This window comes from Yersinia vastinensis (assembly GCF_902726565.1).
Lineage (GTDB): Bacteria > Pseudomonadota > Gammaproteobacteria > Enterobacterales > Enterobacteriaceae > Yersinia > Yersinia vastinensis.
The window spans coordinates 57,806-78,514 of record NZ_CACVAF010000011.1; the positions used below are offsets into that span (position 1 = coordinate 57,806).

A 20,709-nucleotide genomic window follows, 5' to 3' on the forward strand; every position below is an offset into this window, starting at 1 on the left:
CGAAAGCGGTCACAATCTGGAGAGGAGAAGTACCAATGAAAGCCTATCAGCGCGAGTTTATCGAGTTTGCGCTTAACAAGCAGGTGTTGAAGTTTGGCGAGTTTACCCTGAAGTCAGGGCGAATTAGCCCCTATTTCTTTAATGCAGGGTTGTTTAATACCGGGCTTGATCTGGCAAAACTCGGGCGCTTTTATGCTGCAGCATTAATGGATTGTGGTGTCGAATTCGATCTCTTATTCGGGCCAGCTTATAAAGGTATTCCGATTGCGACTACCACCGCAGTTGCTTTGGCGGAACATCATAAGCGCGATGTACCTTACTGCTTTAACCGTAAAGAGGCCAAAGATCACGGTGAAGGTGGCAGTTTGGTGGGCAGTCCGTTGCAAGGTCGGGTCATGCTGGTGGATGATGTGATAACTGCGGGAACTGCAATTCGTGAATCCATGGAGATTATCAATGCACATGGCGCGACTTTGGCGGGGGTGATGATTTCACTGGATCGCCAGGAACGTGGGCGTGGTGAAATTTCTGCAATTCAGGAAGTTGAGCGCGATTATCACTGCCAAGTGATTTCTATTGTGACCCTGAAAGATGTCATCAGTTATCTGGAAGAGAAACCTGAAATGGCTGATCATTTGGTGGCGGTACGTCAGTATCGTCAAAAATACGGCATCTAAGGCTTCTTTAACCAAAAAGGGCCAAATGGCCCTTTTACATTGTTTCTAACCGGCGCTGACCTCAGTTTATTGTAACTGAGCCACAATCAGTGGCCAGCGGGCATCAAACTCTTGTGTTGGTCGGTAACGAAATTCTGAACGAACAAAGCGCGATAGCATCCCTTCACAAAATGCCAGTAGCTGAGTTGCCAGCAGGGCTTCGTCATGGATAAAACCTTGCCCATCACGCAGCTTTTTCTCGCGAAGCACTTGACGCAACTGCACTTCAATACGTTCAAACAACTGGTTAATTCGCCCTTGCAAGCGGTCTTGCTCAAACATCAGTGCATGCCCGGTCATAATTCGGGTTAGCCCTGGGTTGCGTTCTGCAAAGCCTAATATCAACAACAAGATAAGCCGGAGGCGGTTAAACGTCTCTTTTTCATCTTGTAGAATCAAATTAATGCGGGACATCAGACTGTCTTCAATAAACTCGATTAGGCTATCAAACATCCGCGTTTTACTGGGGAAATGCCGATAAAGCGCTGCTTCAGAAACCCCCACATTCGCGGCGAGTTTGGCGGTAGTAATGCGTTGGCTGCCATCGCTGGATTCCAGCATCTGCGCTAAAGCCTGCAAAATTTCCTCGCGCCTATTCCTTTTCGTATTTTCTTTTTCTGCCATGTCCGAGTAGACCCTTGCTAAAAATAACTTAATAACAAAAACCCAAATACCGGCCGCTCTGGGGTCAGGCCCCGGCGGCTTATGTGATAGCTTTTTTACGATATTGAGGTCTAGGGTAGGTTATTGGCGCCCAGAATGACCAAAACCACCGGTACCACGTTCACTCAGGTCAAAATCTTCAACCAGATTGAATTCTGCTTGAACAACGGGAACGAACACCATCTGTGCAATACGTTCACCAGGTTCGATAGTGAAAGGTTGTTGACCACGGTTCCAGACGGAGACCATCAACTGACCTTGATAATCAGAGTCAATAAGCCCGACCAGATTACCTAATACCACGCCGTGTTTATGCCCAAGCCCTGAACGTGGCAAAATGACTGCTGCCAGCGCGCTATCGCCGATATGAATTGCCAAGCCAGTCGGCAACAAGGTTGTTTGCCCCGGCAGTAAATCTACTGCTTCGCTCAGACAAGCACGCAAATCCAGACCGGCAGAGCCTTCTGTCGCATAAGTTGGTAAAGGAAATTCATTGCCAACACGTGGATCCAGAATTTTAATGTCGATTTTTTTCATCATAACGGCTGACAATCTCGTCTATTAAATACTGACTGAGGAGCTGCTTATCGCAAAGCGGTAAACGTTTCTCGCCAGTCGGCCAAAAAAGGTGCAAGGCATTAGTATCACTGTTAAAACCATGCTCTGCGAGCGATACATCATTAGCGCAAATAAGGTCTAGTTTCTTTCGTGCCAATTTCTGTCGCGCGTATTCTTCCACATTCTGGGTTTCGGCAGCAAATCCTACAACAAAAGGACGATTTTTAGCCATCGCAGCAACCCCTGCGACAATATCGGGGTTTTTCACTAACTTAAGGGTAATTTCATCACCCTGCTTTTTTATTTTCTCGTCAGAAACCTGCTCGGCACGGTAATCCGCTACCGCAGCACAAGAAATAAAAATATTCTGCTGGGCGACCAAGTTCTGGACGGTCTGTTGCATCTCAAGCGCACTGACAACATCAATGCGCTTAACACCTGCGGGCGTTGGCAGTGTTACAGGCCCAGCTACCAGAGTCACATTTGCGCCTCGGGCGGCGGCGGCCTGAGCAATCGCGAAGCCCATCTTGCCTGAACTTTGGTTGCTGATAAAGCGCACCGGATCAAGTGCTTCTCGTGTTGGTCCGGCGGTAATCATGACACTCAAATGTTGCAGATCTTGCTTAGCAGAAAAATAATCTTGTGCCAGTGCGACAATTTCCAATGGGTCTAGCATTCTGCCTGGGCCAACATCGCCACACGCCTGGCTGCCGCTGTCCGGCCCCCACAGTAACATTCCACGGTTGGCGAGGGTCTGTAGGTTCGCTTGCGTTGCTGATGCTCGGTACATCTGCTGATTCATGGCCGGTACGGCGGCAATAGGTGCGGATGTTGCAAGACAAACTGTGGTCAGCAGGTCATTTGCCATGCCAGCTGCCACTCTAGCTAGTAAATCGGCGGTGGCTGGGGCCATAATCACCAAATCAGCCCATTTACCCAGCTCAATGTGGCCCATGGCCGCTTCTGCCGCAGGATCGAGTAAATCATCGGAGACGGGATACCCCGAGACTGCCTGCAACGTGAGTGGCGTAATAAACGCTTTGGCGGCGCTAGTCATCACCACACGCACTTCTGCACCTCTGTCACGCAAGCGGCGTACCAGCTCAGGAGATTTATACGCGGCAATGCCCCCGCTAATCCCGAGCACAATATGTTTGCCGGAAAGTCCCGTCATCATGATTGTCCGAATGAAAGCTGTAAGAGGCGATATTTTAGCATAACCGTAGTGGAGATTAGCTATCAGGGCATCTCCTGATGCCATCAATCATCAAATTTGCGAGACGCTACGCATGCTGATAACCATAAGGTCGTCAGCCACAACGCCTTCAGGCATGCTGCTCGCGCTGCTTAGGGATAACAGGAACCAAGGAATGGATGAGTGGAACGGGTCGTTGGCCCCAAGGGAGAAATTACTGAAATATGGAGCTGCCGTACTAACTGATGCCGAGTTGCTCGCTATTTTTCTGCGCACCGGTATTCCGGGCATGCATGTCATAAAAATGGCTGAATATCTGATTGAAGAATTTGGTTCGCTGCATGGGCTGCTATCGGCAGATTATTCAGCATTGTGTGCAAAAAAAGGGATTGGCGTTTCGAAATATAGCCAGATCCAGGCCATTGCAGAACTGGCCGGTCGCTGTTTTTCATCTCATCTTATGCGGGAAAGTGTTCTGCTCAATCCCGATATTACTCAAAAATTTCTGCAAAATATTCTTTCGCACCGTGAGCGTGAAATTTTTTTAGTCATGTTTTTAGATAACCAGCATCGTGTTATTCGCCATGAGGAGATGTTTACTGGTACCATCAGCAGCGTAGAAGTCCATCCGAGGGAAATTGTGCGTGCAGCGCTGAAGGTTAATGCCGCCGCGCTAATTCTGGCGCATAATCACCCTTCGGGTAAGGCTGAACCGAGCCAAGCCGACCGTTTGATGACTACGCAGGTCGTAAAAGCCTGCTCATTATTAGATATTCGAGTGCTCGATCATTTGGTGGTTGGACGGGGTGAATGTGTCTCATTTGCCGAACGCGGATGGCTTTAGCGAAAGAATAATTGATCCTTTCGGGATCTTTAGCTGTTCGGGACTTGAGCACTTACGCTTCAGAGCGTATACTACGCCACCTTTGAGAATCTTGGGTTTGGCGTGAAGAGCCTATCTCAGCAGGTTTATAGCCTGGTGACAGGGGTTTCTGACCTGATGACAGTGAGTCTTCTCAGTGAATTTGCTGAGATGGGCTCTAAAGCCTGACGAGGCGGCCAAATCCTATACGAAGCTCGAGCTGATTTGATTTTTGGAGAATAGACATGTCCCGAGTCTGCCAAGTTACTGGCAAGCGCCCGGTGAGCGGTAACAACCGTTCCCACGCAATGAACGCGACCAAACGCCGTTTTCTGCCGAACCTTCACTCTCACCGTTTTTGGGTTGAGGGCGAGAAGCGCTTTGTAACTCTGCGCGTATCTGCTAAAGGTATGCGTGTTATTGATAAGAAGGGTATCGAAACGGTCTTGGCCGAAATTCGCGCCCGCGGTGAGAAGTATTAAGGAACTGAATCATGGCTAAAGGTGTTCGCGAGAAGATCAAGCTGGTTTCTTCTGCTGGTACTGGTCACTTCTATACCACTACGAAGAACAAGCGTACTAAGCCGGAAAAATTGGAATTGAAGAAATTCGATCCAGTTGTCCGTCAACACGTGATCTACAAAGAAGCTAAAATTAAATAATTTTAATTTTGGTGGATTAAGAAAACCCGGCCTCGGCCGGGTTTTTTATTATATAAAGTTCAGTGAAATACGGTTAGGGAGGTTACATGCCTGAATTACCAGAAGTTGAAACCAGCCGACGCGGGATTGAACCTTACCTTGTCGGCCAAACCATTCTGTATGCCGTGGTGAGGAATGCTCGTTTACGCTGGCCGGTATCGGATGAAATTCTCGCGCTCAGTGACCAACCTGTATTAAGTGTTCAACGCCGAGCAAAATATTTGCTGATCGAACTGAAAACGGGTTGGATTATCGTCCATCTGGGGATGTCAGGCAGCCTGCGCGTTCTATCTGAAGAGACTGAGCCAGAAAAACACGATCATGTTGATTTGGTTATCGGTAATGGAAAAATACTGCGCTATACCGACCCGCGTCGCTTTGGGGCCTGGTTATGGGCGAAAGACCTTGCAACCAGTAACGTATTAGCACACTTGGGGCCAGAGCCTTTGAGTGATGAATTTACAACTGAATATCTGCTTGAAAAATCACGGAATAAACGTACCGTGATTAAACAGTGGCTGATGGACAACAAAGTGGTGGTGGGGGTTGGTAATATTTACGCCAGTGAATCTTTGTTTGCCGCAGGTATTTTACCTGATCGCGCTGCCGGTTCATTAACCGAGTCCGAAATCGCATTGTTGGTTGCCACGATAAAAGCAGTGTTATTGCATTCTATTGAGCAAGGTGGCACAACGTTGCGTGACTTTTTACAGTCAGATGGCAAGCCGGGCTATTTTGCTCAAGAATTACAGGTATATGGAAGGGCGGGAGAACTTTGCCGCCGTTGTGGGAATGTAATTGAAATTGCAAAACACGGGCAGCGCAGTACGTTCTTTTGCCGCTACTGCCAGCATTAACGCTATTTATTTAGCTAATTTGCTCATCAAAGCCTGAGTAACTGGTGCTGGAAGGAATGGCGTGATGTCTCCACCATGTCGCGCAACTTCCTTCACCAGTGAGGATGAGATAAATGACCACTTTTCAGATGGCATCAAGAAGACACTTTCCAATTTTGGCATCAGATGACGGTTCATATTTGCCAACTGCCATTCATATTCGAAATCTGAAACTGACCGTAAGCCACGTACCAAGATATTCGCATCATGCTTTTTGGCAAATTCGGCCATTAGTTCACTGAATCCCAAGACTTCAACATTCTCCAGCGAGGCGGTCACTTGTTTTGCCAAATTAACCCTCTCAGCCAGAGTAAACATGGGTTTTTTACTGGAACTGTCCGCAATAGCCAAAATCACGTGGCTAAACATTTTTGAAGCGCGGGTAACTAAATCCAAATGCCCATTGGTCATAGGGTCAAATGTCCCCGGATAGATGGCTTTAGTGGTCATGAATTCTCACTTTTCTGATATTGATGGCTCAATGCCCACAGAGCCGCATATTTATTAAAGGTATATTGCGCATTTACCACTGCCAGCAATAGCCCCTGTTTACCATCGAGGAAACCAGCACGTAATAGCCATGTCTTACAAAATGCCCCGAGAGTATGGCTGAGAATTGAAAAGTAACGGCAACTTTTGCCTTGTTGATGGCGCTGCTCCGCCCATGCTTGAGCATAGTTAAGTTGCTTACGTTGGAAAGCAAAAAAATCACGGCAAGTCAGATGCAGTAAATCACCCGTCAATGGAATAATTTTAGCAGAACCACTGTTGAGTGATTCATGAACTAAATCGTCGTTATAGTGGTATTGGTGGTGCGGATACAATCGTGTCACTCTATCGGGATACCAGCCGCTATGGCGCATAAAGCGGCCTAAAAATAGGTTTCGCCGAGCACAGCTATAAACGGCCCCCTCTTCAGGTGCTGATAAGGCGGTTTCAATCGCGGTTTTAAGCTCGGGGGTAACACGTTCATCAGCATCCAGCATCAGAATGTAATCGCCAGTGGCATATTGCTGGGCTAATTGCCGTTGTTTGCCATAACCGGGCCATTCGGTGTTGCTGTAAACTTTTGCGCCAAATTGTTGGGCCAATGTGACGGTTTCATCTTCACTGCCAGAATCCAATACCACTATTTCATCAGCCCAAGTAACTGATGCCAAACAATCTGCCAGTAGTGAGGCTTCATTTTTGGCGATCATCACCACTGACAGGCGTTTTCTTGCACTCATTTAGTGGCTCCGTTGCGGCAGATAAGGCTCCAGCAAGTGCAATAACCGTTGTAGTGCACCTTGATTTTCATGCAAGACATCAACTGCATGACGGCCATAATAGAGGCGACAATCCTCATCTGTCAGCAGCATGGTAATTTCTTTTACCAACGAGGAGGTATCGGTGACGGTAATCAGCCCTTCTGCTTGTTCTAGCTTTGCACAGATATCTTTAAAGTTGAACCTATGTGGCCCCATCAGCACTGGAATAGCGTGGGCCGCAGCCTCTAACGGGTTATGACCACCACGTTCAACCAGACTCCCGCCAACAAAAGCTAAATCAGCAATGCCATACAGTAGCATCAGCTCGCCCATGGTATCGCCAATCACGACTTGTGTATTGGTCGATGGGACTTCGCCTTTGCTGCGCAATGTGTAACTCAGACCGGCTTTTTGCGTTAATTCAACCGCTTTTGGGAAACGTTCTGGATGACGGGGCACCAATATCAGCAATAATGTCGGGAAGTGCTGCAATAACTGACGATGGGCCTCCAGCAAGATAGTTTCTTCGCCGTCATGCGTACTGGTGGCAATCCAAACTGGGCGATGTGGTGCCCACTGGCGGCGCAATGTTATGGCTCTGGCGGCTAATTCAGGTGTGACGGAAATATCAAATTTTAAGCTACCCGTGACGGTCAGTTGCGAACGCTTAAGACCCAACTCGATAAAACGATCGCCATCTTCTTGATTTTGCGCGGCAATCAGTGTGATTCGTTGCAGTATGTTGCGTATAAAACTACCGATCTTTTTATAACCCGCGGCAGACCGGGCAGAAAGACGTGCGTTAGCAATCACCAAGGGTATTTTGCGGCGATGCAGTGCATTGATCAGGTTCGGCCATAATTCAGTTTCCATGATAATGACCAGTTTGGGATTGACCTGATCAAGAAAACGATTCACCGAACCGGGAAGGTCATAAGGAAGATAAACGTGGTGAACATCTTTACCAAAAGCCGACTGGACGCGCTCAGAGCCGGTGGGGGTCATGGTGGTCACGGTAATAGGCAATGATGGATAACGATGGCGCAGCGCCCTAACTAATGGGATAGCAGCCAGTGTTTCACCGACTGAAACGGAATGCAGCATAATGCCGCCGGCAACAACTTTACCAGCACAAAAACCATAGCGTTCCCCCCAGCGCTTGCGATAAGCAGGGGCTTTACGGCTACGTAACAGCAACCGCAGCCAAATCAGAGGTTGAATAAGGTAGAGTAATACCTGATATAAACGCAGCAACATTCTATCAATTTCATTTATATGGATTATTAAGAATAATACCATATTTGAGCAAGAAAGGCTCTTTTCGACTGGAGCCGCCTGATAACCTGAGCAGAGTCAGGTCATTCATAAAAAAGAATATAAATTTTCAACAAATGGTAAGTCGTAAAATTGATTTTTTATGTTTAAAAATGAGAATCATTGTCATTATTGCTTGGTGGGTGTCATGGTGTAGCCGTAGATTCCACCCGCTTATTTAATTGTGATATTTTTATCTGATAATTTTTGTATCCTCAGTGGTTTATCACTGACTCAATAGCGTCTATTTTATCGAAATAGTATTGAGTCATTAATTGGGTATGTAAAAGAACCGCATGCAGTTATTAACCCGATGTGAATTAACGAACATGCTTAATAACTTAAATAATCAATTAATGGCGCTTAACAATCAGAATACTGAGAACAATTGACTCCGATAATTAACAGAGCCAATTGTTATTACACAATTTAGAAAATCAGTGTTTCCAATCGTGCCATGATGGTTTCAGCCGAAATGGTATCCATGCTTTTTTGCTCAGAAATAACCGCAATCTGGTTTTTTCCATAACCGCCAATCAAGCCAGGATCAGTTGGGCCGAACAGCGTTATGTTGGGGCGGTCCAGTGCGGCGGTCAAATGACTTAAGCCGGTATCCACGGAGACGACAGCTTTTGCTCCCGCCAGAACCTCAGCGACTTGCTGAAGACTGAGTTTAGGTAATACCTCAACATGAGGAAAATCCGCGGCTAACCGCAAAGCGCGCTGATATTCATGTTCCGCGCCCCAAGGCAGCTTTATTTTTAAGCCTGTCGGCGCGACCAGCTCAATCAATTTGAGCCAATGGCTTTCAGGCCAATGTTTGCTGTCGCGGGTTGTTGCATGCAGGAAAACCAAATACTGACCTGCATCGGTTGGTAATTGGCTTAAAAAACGCGGCGCGATGGCGTAGTCGCCGTAACTCTCTGGTTTGTCGTAGCCGAGGCTTTTGGCAAATAGTTGGCGTATGCGCTCGACGGCATGCAGTTTGGTATCAATTTCATGGCGGGAGTTATAAAACCAACTAGCAAACGGTTCGCGCGCGCTTTTGCAATCTGGGCCATGTTTAATTCCTTTGGCGATACGAGTAATCAGTGCGGCACTTTTAATTAGCCCCTGAGCATCGATCACCACATCGTAGCTGCGCTGCTGTACAACACGCTTAAAATCGCAGCGCTCTTGCCGAGTATCACTACCAAACCAGTTTTTACGCCAACGACGAATTGCCACCGGGATGACTTTATCCACCGCAGGGTGCCAACTGGGGATCTGGCTGAATCCCTCTTCTACTACCCAATCAAAACGAATGCCGGGAATAGTATTCATTGCATCCGTCAGTGCAGGCAACGTATGTAAAACGTCACCCATTGAAGAGGTTTTAACGATCAATACATGCATTAATCAGCCTCACTGACAGCGCTTTTGCATGCAGATAGTTGCGCCTCGAGCGCCGCCATCACTTGCTCTGGCTGGATATCAATCAAGCTCTGATGATAACCCTGAGCGCTATCACCTTTACGCACTTTATGGTAACCGGTAATCAGGCGGATCACGGTGGCTTTATCAGACAGTGGCGGGGTGAAGTCCGGGCTGCTTGGGCCATACAAGGCCACTAATGGCTTGTCTAATGCCGCCGCAACATGCATTAAACCGGAGTCATTACTGACCACTGCGTTACAGGCAGCAATCATTACCACAGCTTGGTCTAACGAGGTTTGGCCCGCTAAATTGAGGCAGTATTCGCGCGTGCTTTCGCCCAGAGCCTGACGGATTTCCTCACCGGCTTCATTATCTTTGGCAGACCCCAATAAGATAACGCGATAGCCAGCATCAATCAGTTTCTGGGCAAGTTGTGCATAGTGATAATGTGGCCAGCGTTTTGCGGGGCCAAACTCAGCACCTGGGCAGAATCCAATAATAGGCCGGCTATCGGTGAGATTGAATGAAGCGGTAACCTCTGCAATCTCTTCATCTCGAACCTCTAATTTAGGCCAGAGCAAAGGTTGCGGTAAATCGTCGGCTGAATGAATACGTTCTTTATCATAGGCCAGTGCAACATAGCGCTGAACCATCATCGGGAAGGCGTGTTTATCCAAAATGCGCATATCATTGAGCAAGAAGTAACGCATCTCGCCCCGCCAGCCAATCCGCTGCTTAATCCCAGAGAAATAAGGGATCAGGGCAGATTTAAACGAGTTTGGTAGCACATAAGCGCGGTCATAGCCTGTCTCACGCAATGCCAGACCCAAGCGGCGACGCTCATCAAACGCAAAAACCCCATGACCTAATGGCATAGGGACTGCGTGACGCACTTCTGGCATTCTGGCCAAAAGTGGACGGCACCACGCGGGTGCCATCACATCAATATCTGCTGCCGGATATTCGGCCTTCAGGGTACGGTAAAGACTTTGCGACATCATCATATCGCCAACCCAAGAAGGGCCGATGACCAGTATTTTCATACCGTTTATCAATTCCTTGCAGCAAGTGATTTAGACTGAGCGATTGAGCCAGGTCAGATATTCTTTGACGCCTTCAGCGACGGTTTTGAAGGGTTTGTCATAACCGGCAGCACGCAAATTGGTTAAGTCTGCTTGCGTGTATGCTTGATAACGACCTTTCAGTTTCTCTGGGAATTCAATGTATTCCACTGGTCCGCTTTGGTGGAAATCCACTACCGCATCAGCAACAGCCTGGAAAGATTCAGCGCGACCAGTGCCGCAGTTGAAAATGCCAGAGACACCGTTTTTCCAGAACCACAGATTAACGTCAGCCACATCACCCACATAGATGAAATCGCGTTTGAAATTTTCGCTGCCGGAGAACAGCTTAGGATTTTCACCTGCATTGATCTGATTATTCAGGTGGAAAGCAACGCTTGCCATGCTGCCTTTGTGGCCTTCACGTGGGCCATAAACATTGAAATAACGGAACCCACAAATCTGTGAGTCAGCTTGCGGCAGAATCTCACGCACATACTGATCAAACAAGAATTTGGAATAGCCATAAACGTTAAGTGGCTGTTCGTACTGACGGTCTTCGATGAAGTTATCAGTACGTCCACCGTAGGTTGCCGCCGATGAGGCATACAAGAACGGAATGCCGCGATCCAGGCAGAAGTGCAGGATATCTTTAGAGTACTGATAGTTATTATCCATCATGTACTTACCATCCCACTCGGTGGTGGAAGAACAGGCACCTTCATGGAAAATGGCGTCGATATCACCCATATCATCACCGGCAACAATACTGGCAACGAAATCTTCTTTATCCATGTAATCAGCAATATCCAAGTCAACCAGATTGACGAATTTGGTACCGTCTTTCAGGTTGTCTACCACCAGAATATCTTTATAGCCGATATTATTCAGTGCCTTAACGATGTTGCTGCCAATGAAACCGGCGCCGCCAGTGACGATAATCATCAGGTTCACCCTTGCTAATCTTCTTGGTCGGGCACAATGCCCCACACTAATTTGTCGTTATCATAACATTTCATAGGATAGCGCACAGCCGAAAGGGGCTAATCTGTCAGTTTCTATGCGGGTTTAGGAATGTTCACCGTGATATGTGCTGCATTTTTTATAATATAAGCCAAGGTTTCTCGTCAGTTCATCCGTCAAGCAGTAAAATATACGGTGAAATTGCCCATCCTGGAGATAACTGCATGTCCCTGCCTTTTGTTAGAAACCCTTTTTATCAGCAATTAGAACAACAACTCGAAACGACCCGTGCTGAAGGGCTGTATAAAAACGAACGGATCATTACCTCTGCTCAACAAGCAGATATTGCTGTGGCTGATGGCCGCCATGTAATCAATTTTTGCGCCAATAACTATTTAGGTCTGGCAAACCATCCACGGCTGATCGAGGCCGCGAAAAAAGGCATGGATACCCATGGTTTTGGTATGGCCTCGGTGCGTTTTATCTGTGGAACTCAAGATACTCATAAAGAACTGGAGCAAAAGCTGGCCAGTTTTCTGGGCATGGAAGATGCCATTCTCTATTCCTCCTGCTTTGATGCCAACGGTGGCCTATTTGAAACCCTGCTGGGGCCAGAAGATGCCATTATTTCTGATGCGCTGAATCATGCTTCTATTATTGATGGCGTGCGGTTATGTAAAGCGAAGCGTTACCGCTATGCCAACAATGATATGAGCGAGCTGAAGGCCCAGCTTGAGCAAGCCAAATCAGACGGTGCGCGCCATATCATGATAGCCACCGACGGTGTGTTCTCCATGGATGGGGTGATTGCCAACTTGAAAGGGGTCTGTGACTTGGCTGACGAGTATCAAGCATTGGTGATGGTTGATGACTCCCATGCGGTAGGTTTTGTCGGTGCCAATGGTCGCGGGACTCATGAATACTGCGAAGTGATGGATCGCGTCGATATTATTACTGGCACCTTAGGTAAGGCATTGGGCGGAGCATCAGGGGGTTATACTGCGGGGCGTAAAGAAGTGGTTGAGTGGCTACGTCAGCGTTCACGCCCTTATTTGTTCTCAAACTCATTAGCTCCAGCAATTGTTGCTGCTTCAATTGAAGTGTTATCACTCTTGGAAGAGGGCGCAGAACTGCGCGATCGTTTATGGGCTAATGCTCGTTTATTCCGCGAGAAAATGAGTGCCGCGGGTTTCACTCTGGCCGGTGCTGATCACGCTATTATCCCGGTGATGCTGGGCGATGCGGCATTAGCGCAAGAGTTTGCCAATGCGTTGCTGAAAGAGGGGATTTACGTCACCGGTTTCTTCTATCCGGTAGTGCCAAAAGGGCAAGCGCGCATCCGTACCCAAATGTCAGCAGATCACACACCAGAGCAAGTCGAGCAGGCTGTTGAAGCCTTCGTGCGTATTGGTAAACAGCTTAACGTTATTGCGTAAGGAATGGTTCATGAAAGTTTCGTCTATGAAAGCGCTGTCCAAACTGAAAGCAGAAGAAGGTATTTGGATGACCGAGGTGCCACAGCCAGAGCTGGGTCACAACGACATCATGATCAAAATTCGCAAAACGGCCATTTGCGGCACTGATGTACATATTTATAACTGGGATGAATGGTCGCAAAAAACTATCCCTGTCCCGATGGTTGTTGGCCACGAATATGTGGGCGAAATTGTGGCGATTGGTCAGGAAGTTAAAGGTTTTAATATTGGTGACCGGGTGTCTGGCGAAGGCCATATTACGTGTGGGCATTGCCGTAACTGCCGTGGTGGCCGTACCCATCTTTGCCGCAATACCGTGGGTGTCGGTGTGAATCGTCCGGGTTCTTTTGCCGAATATCTGGTGATCCCAGCCTTTAATGCATTCAAAATACCCGACAATATCTCTGATGAACTCGCCGCTATCTTTGACCCCTTCGGCAATGCCGTACATACCGCGCTGTCCTTTGATTTAGTCGGGGAAGATGTGCTGGTGTCTGGCGCGGGTCCGATTGGTATTATGGCCGCGGCAGTGTGTAAGCATGTGGGCGCCCGTCATGTTGTTATCACTGATGTAAATGAATATCGTCTGGATCTGGCGCGTAAAATGGGCGTGACGCGAGCCGTCAATGTTAGTAAAGAAAATCTGAATGATGTGATGGCCGAACTGGGTATGACCGAAGGGTTTGATGTAGGACTAGAGATGTCCGGCGCACCTCCTGCATTCCGCACATTACTGAACTCAATGAATCACGGTGGGCGCATTGCGATGCTGGGAATACCGCCGTCTGACATGTCCATCGATTGGAATCAGGTCATTTTCAAGGGGCTGTTCATCAAGGGGATTTATGGCCGCGAGATGTTTGAAACCTGGTACAAAATGGCGGCTCTGATTCAATCTGGTTTGGATTTAACCCCGATTATTACTCACCGTTTCTCTATTGATGAATTCCAGCAAGGGTTTGATGCTATGCGCTCCGGCAAGTCTGGGAAAGTGGTATTGAGTTGGGATTGATTTAATTTAAAAATATCAGATAGTTAAATAAATCGGGGCAGTCAGTGATGGCTGCCCCGTTGTTATCTATTGGGTTGTGGATTTATCTGCGGGTGGCGCTACTGTTTCATTTTCAGGCGCGATCGGCATTGGCGGGAAGTATTGCTGCCAATGTCGCTGTACAAATACCACGGCTGGATTTTGCATTAGGCTTTCACCTAACAGCGTAAACATCTTATCGGCATAGAGTTTCTCTGGTACGTAGCTGGCTTTCGCGTTGCATTGCTTGATAACCTTCAAGCGGCCATTTTTCGTCGGATCACGCGGTTTTGTTTTGTCCGGAGAGACGTTGCCCCCGCCGCTATAATTGTGCACAGGTTCATTTAGCAGTGCACTAGGCCTAACCAAAACGATGTCAGAAGGTAGCTGAGGCAGCATTTGTTGCAGCACCTTAATCGTGGAAGGATGTGGATGCCCGATAGCTATTGCGGAGCCGTTACGGCGCGCGAGATCGACTGCCCGATTAAATTGTTGTCGAATGGCCGCTTCGTTTTGCGAGTCATCCAAAAAGACTTTTCGCTTGATCACTTTGACGCCAGTTCCCTCTGCCGCCCTACTGGCCTGACTATTGCCGATAGTCACGCTGTCGAGGAAATAGAGCTGGTAATGCTCCAGCGTCTGCATCACTTTCTGCATCCCTGAAAAACTTGACGTCATCGCGCTACCCATATGGTTATTCATGCCGCTGGCGTAGGGAACGTTATTCACCGCTTGGCGAATGATGCGCTGAATTTCTTCGCTGCTCATGGAGGGCTGCAAAGTGTCGCGCTCTAATGGCTGCTTACTCAGTGGTGCCATAGGCAGGTGAATCAGAATTTCTCGCCCTTGATTGTGGGCTTTGACTGCCATCTCTTTGGCGTATGGAGCATTAGGTAGGATCGCCACTGAAATTGGCAGTGGCATCTGTAATATCTTGTTTTCGTTCTGGGGACGATAACCAAAGTCATCAATAACAATGGAAAGTTTGCCCGCTTGTGCGGCATTGGCGATGAGCAGGGTGCTTACGATGATAAATCGGCGTGTGTTGAAATAGCGCAATACATGTTCCCTAACGTTGTTCCCTATCTTCCTAACCAGGGTTGTGGGTTAACAGCTTGTCCTTGGCGGCGGATTTCAAAATAGAGTGAAGGTTCACCTTGGCCGCCACTGGTCCCAACGAGCGCAATCGGCTGGCCCGCTTTCACTTGCGCACCAACATTGACTAACGCACTCTGGTTGTAGCCATATAAACTCATATCCCCTTTGCCGTGCTCAACAACCACAACCAAACCATAGCCCTGTAGCCAGTCAGCCAGAAGCACCCGACCATCGGCGATGGCTTTGACTTCACTGCCTTCCGGTGCGGAAATCACCATCCCTTTCCAGCGTAGTTCACCTTGCAGTGCTTCACCGAAACGATGGGTCACATTACCGCGAACTGGCCAGACGGCCTGAGCACTTGGCCGCCCTAAACCACCGGTTCTGGCCATTAATGAGCGCTCACTCTCACTTGGCTTATAGCTGGAACCGGTTTTCTTAGCTTGCTGTTCTTTCGCTTTCACTTGCTCGCGTACCCGAGCCGCTTCTTTCGCTTCCCGTTCAGCTCGGGCTTTGGCTTCCCGCTCTGCTTTGGCGATTTGATCACGCAGACGTGATTCGTTCAGTTTTAACTCGGCCAGACCCTGCTGATTTTTTTCCAGTGAGGCTTCTAGCGAAGTGAGGGTTTTCTTGCGCGCAGTACGTGCTTGTTCCAGCTTCTCTTGCTGCGTTTTCTGCTCATCCAATAACGCTTTTTGCTGATTTTTCTTTTGTTCTAGTGTCTTTTTCTCAGCCGACAGATCAGTACGAGTTTGTTCCAGTTCTGTAATCGATTTTTGGCGAGCTTCATTGAGATAACTGAAATAGGCCAAAATACGCTCACTGCGCTGGCTCTCTTCACCACTTAAAATAAGCTGCAAACTGCTGTGCTGGCCTTGTTTAAAGGCGGCATCCAATTGTTTTGACAGAATATCTTGTTGCTGAGATTGTTTGCTTTGTAGCTTGGCGATTGAGGCGGTGAGGCTGGAAATCTCTTTGTCTAGCTCAGTCAGTGTACCTTGAGTTTCACGCAGGCTGCGGCTGGCTTGAGCAATGGTATTTTCCTGCTGTTTCAACTGATCGAGTAGCGAACTGCGTTGCTGTTTTTGCTGCTGAACACTTTTTTCTTTCTCAGCGATATCTTGCTGAATAGTCTTCAACTGGGTTTTGTTATCTGCCGTTTTTACAGTTTGAGGGGCATCAGCTGCGTGGCCAATCAGTGGCAACAGCAATACGCCAGCGCAAAAAACGCCGGCGTACAGTGCTGACCACGGACGACGTACCACTTCACTCGGCAACAGGGAGATGCTCTCTTTGTTGCCGGTGATGGTATCTTCCGTAACCATTGATATCGCAAATGATGCCCTTTCCTTCATAACGAAGGATTATTCCACGATGAACAGCGGCTTACCAGTCATCTCTTGCGGGATTTCCATTTCCATCAGTGACAGCATGGTTGGTGCGATATCTGAAAGTTTGCCACCTTCAACCGTTTTAACCTCTTTATTACCGACATAAATCAAGGGTACAGGCAGGCTAGTGTGGGCGGTGTGTGCCTGACCCGTCGCCGGGTCGCGCATCTGCTCAGCGTTGCCGTGGTCGGCAGTTATCAGCAATTGACCATCAACGGCTTTCACCGCAGCAACAACTTGCTCAATGCAATTATCCAGCGTTTCTACTGCTTTTACTGCCGCATCATAATCACCGGTATGACCGACCATATCGCCATTTGGATAGTTACAAATGATCACATCATATTTGCCGCTGGCAATTGCACCGATGAGTTTTTCCGTCAGTTCTGCGGAGCTCATTTCAGGTTGCAGGTCATAAGTGGCCACTTTCGGTGAGTTAACCAAAATACGATCTTCACCTTTAAATGGTTCTTCAACGCCGCCGTTATAGAAGAAAGTGACGTGAGCATATTTTTCAGTTTCAGAAATACGAAGCTGAGTTTTGTCATGCTTCATCAACCATTCACCGAAAGTATTTTCCAGAGATGCCGGTGGATAAGCACAAGCGACTTTAATATCCGCAGCATATTCAGTCAGCATCACGAAATCGCCGAAGTTCACCACTTTATCGCGTTTGAAACCGTCAAAATCGGCATTAACAAAGGTGCGGGTGATTTGACGAGCACGGTCAGCACGGAAGTTCATGAAGATTAATGCATCGCCATCATTCATGGCCGCATCGGCTTCACCTGCGGCTTTAATCACCGTTGGTCGAACAAACTCGTCATTTTCATCACGCGCATAGGCCGCTTGTAGACCGGCAACAGCACTGTCTGCGGTGAACTCGCCTTTGGCCTGAGTCAGCAAATCATAAGCCAGTTGTACACGATCCCAGCGGTTATCGCGGTCCATGGCGTAGTAGCGGCCAATAATAGAGGCAATGCGGCCTTTACCTAGCTCTGCAAATTTCTCAGTGAATCGTTTCAGTGATGACTCAGCACTGCGTGGTGGAGTGTCGCGTCCATCGAGGAAGGCATGCAGATAAATAGCTGTCGCACCGCGTTTGGCCGCCAGTTCAACCATCGCCAGAATGTGGTCTTCGTGGCTGTGAACACCGCCGGCAGACAGCAGGCCCATGATATGTACCGCTTTGCCAGCTTTGACCGCTTTATCAACAGCGGCAGTCAGTGTTGGATTTGTGAAAAAGTCACCGTCTTGGATTTCTTTGTCGAGGCGAGTCAAATCCTGATAAACAATACGACCAGCACCGAGATTGACGTGACCCACTTCGGAGTTGCCCATCTGCCCATCAGGCAAGCCGACATCCAAACCGGAAGCCGCAATTAATGTGTGGGGTTGTTGTTGCCATAAACGGTCCATAACCGGTGTTTTGGCATTTAAAATGGCGTTATCTTGCTGTTCTTCACGGTGGCCGTAGCCGTCCAGGATAGTGAGAACCAGTGGTTTTTTCGTGCTCGACATTGCATAACCTTTTTATTATGTAGAAAGGCGGTAATTTACTACAAAACCGGTTAAAAATAGCCCAAAGAGATCAACATTGGTGTGGGGTTTTGGGTAAATATCATCAAAGCGGAGATAAAACTTCCCGAGATTGCTCGCAGTTTCTGCAATAGCACTTGCATATTGGCTGTATTTGCCGCAACGCGCAGGTATACTCTGTCCCCTTGAATATTATCCCCTAACTAACGGGAGTTTTTACCCCCATGTTGCAAGAAATTATGCAATTCATTAGCCAGCATCCGGTTTTGAGTCTGGCCTGGGTAGCGTTGTTCGTTGCCGTTATTTTCACCAGTTTTAAAACTACGCTGTCAAAAGTGAAAGAGATTACTCGCGGTGAAGCGACGCGTCTGATTAACAAAGAAGATGCGGTTGTGGTTGATATCCGCACGCGTGATGATTACCGCAAGGGCCATATCGCCAGTTCTATTAATTTACTGCCAAGTGATATTAAAAACGGCAGTCTGGGCGAGTTGGAAAAGCACAAAGCACAGCCTATCATTGTAGTTTGTGCCACCGGGACAACCTCCCGCGCTTCTGCCGAGTTGCTGAATAAAGCCGGTTTTGAGCGAGTGTTTACCTTGAAAGAAGGTATCTCTGGCTGGAGTGGCGAGAACCTGCCACTGGCACGCGGTAAGTAATTGTTATAAAGATTAGTCATATCAATAGATTATAAATTTAACTGAGGTTCACCATGGCGAAAATTGAGATTTATACCAAAGCAACCTGCCCTTACTGCCATCGTGCTAAAGCACTGCTGAACAGCAAAGGAGCGGCTTTTCATGAAATCGCTATTGATAATGACCCGGCCAAACGTGAAGAGATGATTGCTCGCAGCGGGCGGACGACGGTGCCTCAGGTATTTATTGATGGGCAGCATATCGGTGGCTGTGATGATTTACACGCCCTGGATGCGCGCGGTGGGCTTGATCCACTGCTTTAACTCGCCAGTGGGCCTCATTATATTAATGGAAAGAGCCCACGGCGGCTGTGCTGTTTAATAAGGACGTCTAACTTTAGGGTATCTATACACATGTCAGAACAAAACAACACCGAGATGGCTTTCCAGATCCAACGTATCTACACCAAAGATATCTCTTTCGAAGCACCTAATGCTCCGCAGGTTTTCCAGCAAGATTGGCAGCCAGAAGTTAAACTTGATCTTGATACTGCTTCCAGTCAGCTGGCTGAAGATGTGTATGAAGTGGTACTGCGTGTGACGGTAACGGCCTCTTTGGGCGAAGAAACTGCATTCCTGTGTGAAGTACAGCAGGGTGGTATCTTCTCCGTTGCCGGTATCGAAGGCACCCAACTGGCGCATTGCTTAGGTGCATATTGCCCGAACATTCTGTTCCCGTATGCGCGTGAATGTATCACCAGTCTGGTTTCTCGCGGTACTTTCCCACAGCTGAATCTGGCACCGGTTAACTTTGATGCCCTGTTCATGAACTATCTGCAACAGCAGGCTGAAGGCGAAGGTGCTGAACAACGTCAGGATGCCTGATGAACACCACCCATGCTTCAATGACTGTCATCGGTGCCGGATCTTACGGCACCGCATTAGCCATTACGCTGGCGCGTAATGGCCATCAAGTCGTGTTATGGGGCCATGACCCTAAACACATTCAGGTTCTACAACAAGACCGCTGTAACCAAGCCTTCCTGCCCGATGTTCCTTTCCCAGAGACTTTGCTACTGGAAACTGACCTCGCACGCGCGTTGGCAGCCAGCCGTGACGTACTGGTCGTCGTCCCCAGCCATGTTTTCGGCGCGGTATTGAATCAGCTCAAACCTCATTTACGCCCCGATGCACGCATTGTTTGGGCGACCAAGGGGCTTGAGGCTGAAACGGGCCGTTTGCTGGCAGATGTGGCGCGAGAAGCGCTGGGAGAAACTATCCCACTGGCTGTTATTTCAGGCCCAACTTTTGCCAAAGAACTGGCTGCGGGTCTCCCTACTGCGATTGCGCTAGCATCAACGGATGCGCAATTTAGTGAAGATCTACAACAGTTATTGCACTGTGGTAAAAGTTTCCGGGTTTACAGTAATCCCGATTTTATCGGGGTGCAGCTTGGTGGCGCGGTTAAAAACGTTATTGCGATTGGTGCCGGGATGTCCGATGGTATTGGCTTTGGTGCCAATGCTCGCACAGCCTTGATAACTCGTGGCTTGGCTGAAATGTCTCGTTTAGGTGCGGCATTAGGTGCTGATCCCTCCACCTTTATGGGCATGGCGGGGTTAGGTGATTTGGTGCTAACCTGCACGGATAATCAATCCCGTAACCGCCGTTTTGGCATCATGTTGGGTCAGGGATTGGGCGTGCAAGAAGCGCAGGACAACATTGGTCAGGTGGTTGAAGGTTACCGCAATACCAAGGAAGTTCTGGCATTAGCGCAGCGTTATGGCGTTGAGATGCCAATAACTGAACAAATTTATCAAGTGCTGTATTGCCACAAAAATGCTCGCGAAGCGGCGCTGACCTTGTTAGGTCGAACCAAAAAAGATGAAAAAAGCGGCATTTGATAGGTTGAGTGGGTTGGCTGCAATAAAATAATAATGATATA

23 protein-coding genes are annotated in these 20,709 nt (G+C 48.2%); 11 read left to right on the forward strand and 12 right to left on the reverse strand.

Translation table 11 applies throughout. From position 1 onward, the window contains the following. Positions 1-35 precede the first annotated feature (35 nt). On the forward strand, positions 36-677 hold the full coding sequence (gene pyrE, locus HUZ92_RS16180; RefSeq protein WP_050141067.1) for an orotate phosphoribosyltransferase: 642 nt from the start codon (positions 36-38) through the stop codon (positions 675-677). 66 nt (positions 678-743) lie between these two features. Here pyrE and slmA read toward each other — a convergent pair whose 3' ends face one another. The 3 genes from slmA to coaBC all read right to left on the reverse strand — a co-directional run bounded on the left by slmA (position 744) and on the right by coaBC (position 3,114). Then, entirely contained in the window at positions 744-1,340 is a 597-nt protein-coding gene (slmA, locus tag HUZ92_RS16185) for a nucleoid occlusion factor SlmA (protein ID WP_004710465.1), read from the reverse strand. Positions 1,341-1,460: 120 nt separating this feature from the next. Next, positions 1,461-1,919 (reverse strand): dUTP diphosphatase, encoded by a 459-nt coding sequence (gene dut, locus HUZ92_RS16190; protein ID WP_050101102.1) that lies wholly within the window; start codon positions 1,917-1,919, stop codon positions 1,461-1,463. Further along, positions 1,897-3,114 carry a bifunctional phosphopantothenoylcysteine decarboxylase/phosphopantothenate--cysteine ligase CoaBC gene (gene coaBC, locus HUZ92_RS16195; protein WP_050141068.1) on the reverse strand — a complete coding sequence of 406 codons (1,218 nt, stop codon included), beginning with the start codon at positions 3,112-3,114 and terminating at the stop codon, positions 1,897-1,899. The genes dut and coaBC overlap by 23 nt, the downstream gene beginning before the upstream one ends. A 193-nt stretch (positions 3,115-3,307) precedes the next feature. On the opposite strand from coaBC, the gene radC reads away from it, so the two are divergent. The 4 genes from radC (at position 3,308) to mutM (ending at position 5,551) form a co-directional block, all read left to right on the forward strand. Beyond that, entirely contained in the window at positions 3,308-3,976 is a 669-nt protein-coding gene (gene radC / locus HUZ92_RS16200) for a RadC family protein (protein ID WP_050101100.1), read from the forward strand. A gap of 263 nt (positions 3,977-4,239) precedes the next feature. Continuing rightward, complete coding sequence (gene rpmB / locus HUZ92_RS16205; protein WP_005164747.1) at positions 4,240-4,476, forward strand: 50S ribosomal protein L28; 237 nt, start codon at positions 4,240-4,242, stop codon at positions 4,474-4,476. 11 nt (positions 4,477-4,487) lie between these two features. Then, positions 4,488-4,655 (forward strand): 50S ribosomal protein L33, encoded by a 168-nt coding sequence (gene rpmG, locus HUZ92_RS16210; protein WP_004392084.1) that lies wholly within the window; start codon positions 4,488-4,490, stop codon positions 4,653-4,655. An 86-nt stretch (positions 4,656-4,741) separates the two neighbouring features. Further along, positions 4,742-5,551 carry a bifunctional DNA-formamidopyrimidine glycosylase/DNA-(apurinic or apyrimidinic site) lyase gene (gene mutM, locus HUZ92_RS16215; RefSeq protein WP_050101099.1) on the forward strand — a complete coding sequence of 270 codons (810 nt, stop codon included), beginning with the start codon at positions 4,742-4,744 and terminating at the stop codon, positions 5,549-5,551. Positions 5,552-5,557: 6 nt separating this feature from the next. Here the strand turns inward: mutM and coaD are convergent, their stop codons facing one another. The 6 genes from coaD to rfaD all read right to left on the reverse strand — a co-directional run bounded on the left by coaD (position 5,558) and on the right by rfaD (position 11,576). Continuing rightward, positions 5,558-6,040, reverse strand: a complete 483-nt coding sequence (coaD, locus tag HUZ92_RS16220) for a pantetheine-phosphate adenylyltransferase (protein ID WP_050101098.1) — start codon at positions 6,038-6,040, stop codon at positions 5,558-5,560. Then, positions 6,037-6,819 (reverse strand): glycosyltransferase family 2 protein, encoded by a 783-nt coding sequence (locus HUZ92_RS16225; RefSeq protein ID WP_050101097.1) that lies wholly within the window; start codon positions 6,817-6,819, stop codon positions 6,037-6,039. The genes coaD and HUZ92_RS16225 overlap by 4 nt, the downstream gene beginning before the upstream one ends. Beyond that, complete coding sequence (waaA, locus tag HUZ92_RS16230; protein WP_145579463.1) at positions 6,820-8,097, reverse strand: lipid IV(A) 3-deoxy-D-manno-octulosonic acid transferase; 1,278 nt, start codon at positions 8,095-8,097, stop codon at positions 6,820-6,822. It lies immediately after the preceding gene. 486 nt (positions 8,098-8,583) lie between these two features. Further along, entirely contained in the window at positions 8,584-9,549 is a 966-nt protein-coding gene (rfaC, locus tag HUZ92_RS16235) for a lipopolysaccharide heptosyltransferase RfaC (RefSeq protein WP_050296335.1), read from the reverse strand. Beyond that, on the reverse strand, positions 9,549-10,613 hold the full coding sequence (rfaF, locus tag HUZ92_RS16240) for an ADP-heptose--LPS heptosyltransferase RfaF (protein ID WP_050101094.1): 1,065 nt from the start codon (positions 10,611-10,613) through the stop codon (positions 9,549-9,551). Before rfaF ends, rfaC begins: the two co-directional genes overlap by 1 nt. A gap of 30 nt (positions 10,614-10,643) precedes the next feature. After that, a complete protein-coding gene (gene rfaD / locus HUZ92_RS16245) occupies positions 10,644-11,576 on the reverse strand; it encodes an ADP-glyceromanno-heptose 6-epimerase (RefSeq protein WP_050101093.1) in 933 nt (310 codons plus the stop codon). Between the two features lie 242 nt (positions 11,577-11,818). Between rfaD and kbl the strand changes: the two genes are divergently transcribed. Together kbl and tdh are read left to right on the forward strand one after the other, a co-directional pair. Then, positions 11,819-13,030, forward strand: a complete 1,212-nt coding sequence (kbl, locus tag HUZ92_RS16250) for a glycine C-acetyltransferase (RefSeq protein WP_050101092.1) — start codon at positions 11,819-11,821, stop codon at positions 13,028-13,030. 25 nt (positions 13,031-13,055) lie between these two features. After that, positions 13,056-14,081 (forward strand): L-threonine 3-dehydrogenase, encoded by a 1,026-nt coding sequence (gene tdh / locus HUZ92_RS16255; protein WP_004710489.1) that lies wholly within the window; start codon positions 13,056-13,058, stop codon positions 14,079-14,081. Between the two features lie 66 nt (positions 14,082-14,147). On the opposite strand, the gene HUZ92_RS16260 is transcribed toward tdh, so the two are convergent. From HUZ92_RS16260 to gpmM, 3 genes are read right to left on the reverse strand one after another with little or no spacing between them, the layout of a single operon-like run. Further along, positions 14,148-15,158, reverse strand: a complete 1,011-nt coding sequence (locus HUZ92_RS16260; RefSeq protein WP_050101091.1) for a divergent polysaccharide deacetylase family protein — start codon at positions 15,156-15,158, stop codon at positions 14,148-14,150. Between the two features lie 23 nt (positions 15,159-15,181). Next, positions 15,182-16,552 carry a murein hydrolase activator EnvC gene (envC, locus tag HUZ92_RS16265; protein ID WP_050101090.1) on the reverse strand — a complete coding sequence of 457 codons (1,371 nt, stop codon included), beginning with the start codon at positions 16,550-16,552 and terminating at the stop codon, positions 15,182-15,184. A 9-nt stretch (positions 16,553-16,561) separates the two neighbouring features. Then, entirely contained in the window at positions 16,562-18,109 is a 1,548-nt protein-coding gene (gene gpmM, locus HUZ92_RS16270; protein ID WP_050296336.1) for a 2,3-bisphosphoglycerate-independent phosphoglycerate mutase, read from the reverse strand. 242 nt (positions 18,110-18,351) lie between these two features. On the opposite strand from gpmM, the gene HUZ92_RS16275 reads away from it, so the two are divergent. The 4 genes from HUZ92_RS16275 (at position 18,352) to gpsA (ending at position 20,668) form a co-directional block, all read left to right on the forward strand. After that, positions 18,352-18,786 carry a rhodanese-like domain-containing protein gene (locus HUZ92_RS16275; protein WP_050101088.1) on the forward strand — a complete coding sequence of 145 codons (435 nt, stop codon included), beginning with the start codon at positions 18,352-18,354 and terminating at the stop codon, positions 18,784-18,786. 53 nt (positions 18,787-18,839) lie between these two features. Further along, positions 18,840-19,088: a glutaredoxin 3 gene (gene grxC, locus HUZ92_RS16280; RefSeq protein ID WP_050101087.1), complete on the forward strand. Its 249-nt coding sequence runs from the start codon at positions 18,840-18,842 to the stop codon at positions 19,086-19,088. A gap of 90 nt (positions 19,089-19,178) precedes the next feature. Further along, positions 19,179-19,649, forward strand: coding sequence for a protein-export chaperone SecB (gene secB, locus HUZ92_RS16285; RefSeq protein ID WP_050101086.1), 471 nt, complete (start codon positions 19,179-19,181; stop codon positions 19,647-19,649). Next, positions 19,649-20,668: an NAD(P)H-dependent glycerol-3-phosphate dehydrogenase gene (gene gpsA / locus HUZ92_RS16290; protein ID WP_050101085.1), complete on the forward strand. Its 1,020-nt coding sequence runs from the start codon at positions 19,649-19,651 to the stop codon at positions 20,666-20,668. The genes secB and gpsA overlap by 1 nt, the downstream gene beginning before the upstream one ends. The last annotated feature ends 41 nt before the right edge of the window (positions 20,669-20,709 follow it).

Bases quoted from the DNA above. Each gene is read 5' to 3' on its own strand.
- pyrE (WP_050141067.1), top strand. From the start codon at position 36: ATGAAAGCCTATCAGCGCGAGTTTATCGAGTTTGCGCTTAACAAGCAG.
- slmA (WP_004710465.1), bottom strand. From the start codon at position 1,340: ATGGCAGAAAAAGAAAATACGAAAAGGAATAGGCGCGAGGAAATTTTG.
- dut (WP_050101102.1), bottom strand. From the start codon at position 1,919: ATGATGAAAAAAATCGACATTAAAATTCTGGATCCACGTGTTGGCAAT.
- coaBC (WP_050141068.1), bottom strand. From the start codon at position 3,114: ATGATGACGGGACTTTCCGGCAAACATATTGTGCTCGGGATTAGCGGG.
- radC (WP_050101100.1), top strand. From the start codon at position 3,308: ATGGATGAGTGGAACGGGTCGTTGGCCCCAAGGGAGAAATTACTGAAA.
- rpmB (WP_005164747.1), top strand. From the start codon at position 4,240: ATGTCCCGAGTCTGCCAAGTTACTGGCAAGCGCCCGGTGAGCGGTAAC.
- rpmG (WP_004392084.1), top strand. From the start codon at position 4,488: ATGGCTAAAGGTGTTCGCGAGAAGATCAAGCTGGTTTCTTCTGCTGGT.
- mutM (WP_050101099.1), top strand. From the start codon at position 4,742: ATGCCTGAATTACCAGAAGTTGAAACCAGCCGACGCGGGATTGAACCT.
- coaD (WP_050101098.1), bottom strand. From the start codon at position 6,040: ATGACCACTAAAGCCATCTATCCGGGGACATTTGACCCTATGACCAAT.
- HUZ92_RS16225 (WP_050101097.1), bottom strand. From the start codon at position 6,819: ATGAGTGCAAGAAAACGCCTGTCAGTGGTGATGATCGCCAAAAATGAA.
- waaA (WP_145579463.1), bottom strand. From the start codon at position 8,097: ATGTTGCTGCGTTTATATCAGGTATTACTCTACCTTATTCAACCTCTG.
- rfaC (WP_050296335.1), bottom strand. From the start codon at position 9,549: ATGCATGTATTGATCGTTAAAACCTCTTCAATGGGTGACGTTTTACAT.
- rfaF (WP_050101094.1), bottom strand. From the start codon at position 10,613: ATGAAAATACTGGTCATCGGCCCTTCTTGGGTTGGCGATATGATGATG.
- rfaD (WP_050101093.1), bottom strand. From the start codon at position 11,576: ATGATTATCGTCACTGGCGGCGCCGGTTTCATTGGCAGCAACATCGTT.
- kbl (WP_050101092.1), top strand. From the start codon at position 11,819: ATGTCCCTGCCTTTTGTTAGAAACCCTTTTTATCAGCAATTAGAACAA.
- tdh (WP_004710489.1), top strand. From the start codon at position 13,056: ATGAAAGCGCTGTCCAAACTGAAAGCAGAAGAAGGTATTTGGATGACC.
- envC (WP_050101090.1), bottom strand. From the start codon at position 16,552: ATGAAGGAAAGGGCATCATTTGCGATATCAATGGTTACGGAAGATACC.
- gpmM (WP_050296336.1), bottom strand. From the start codon at position 18,109: ATGTCGAGCACGAAAAAACCACTGGTTCTCACTATCCTGGACGGCTAC.
- HUZ92_RS16275 (WP_050101088.1), top strand. From the start codon at position 18,352: ATGTTGCAAGAAATTATGCAATTCATTAGCCAGCATCCGGTTTTGAGT.
- grxC (WP_050101087.1), top strand. From the start codon at position 18,840: ATGGCGAAAATTGAGATTTATACCAAAGCAACCTGCCCTTACTGCCAT.
- secB (WP_050101086.1), top strand. From the start codon at position 19,179: ATGTCAGAACAAAACAACACCGAGATGGCTTTCCAGATCCAACGTATC.
- gpsA (WP_050101085.1), top strand. From the start codon at position 19,649: ATGAACACCACCCATGCTTCAATGACTGTCATCGGTGCCGGATCTTAC.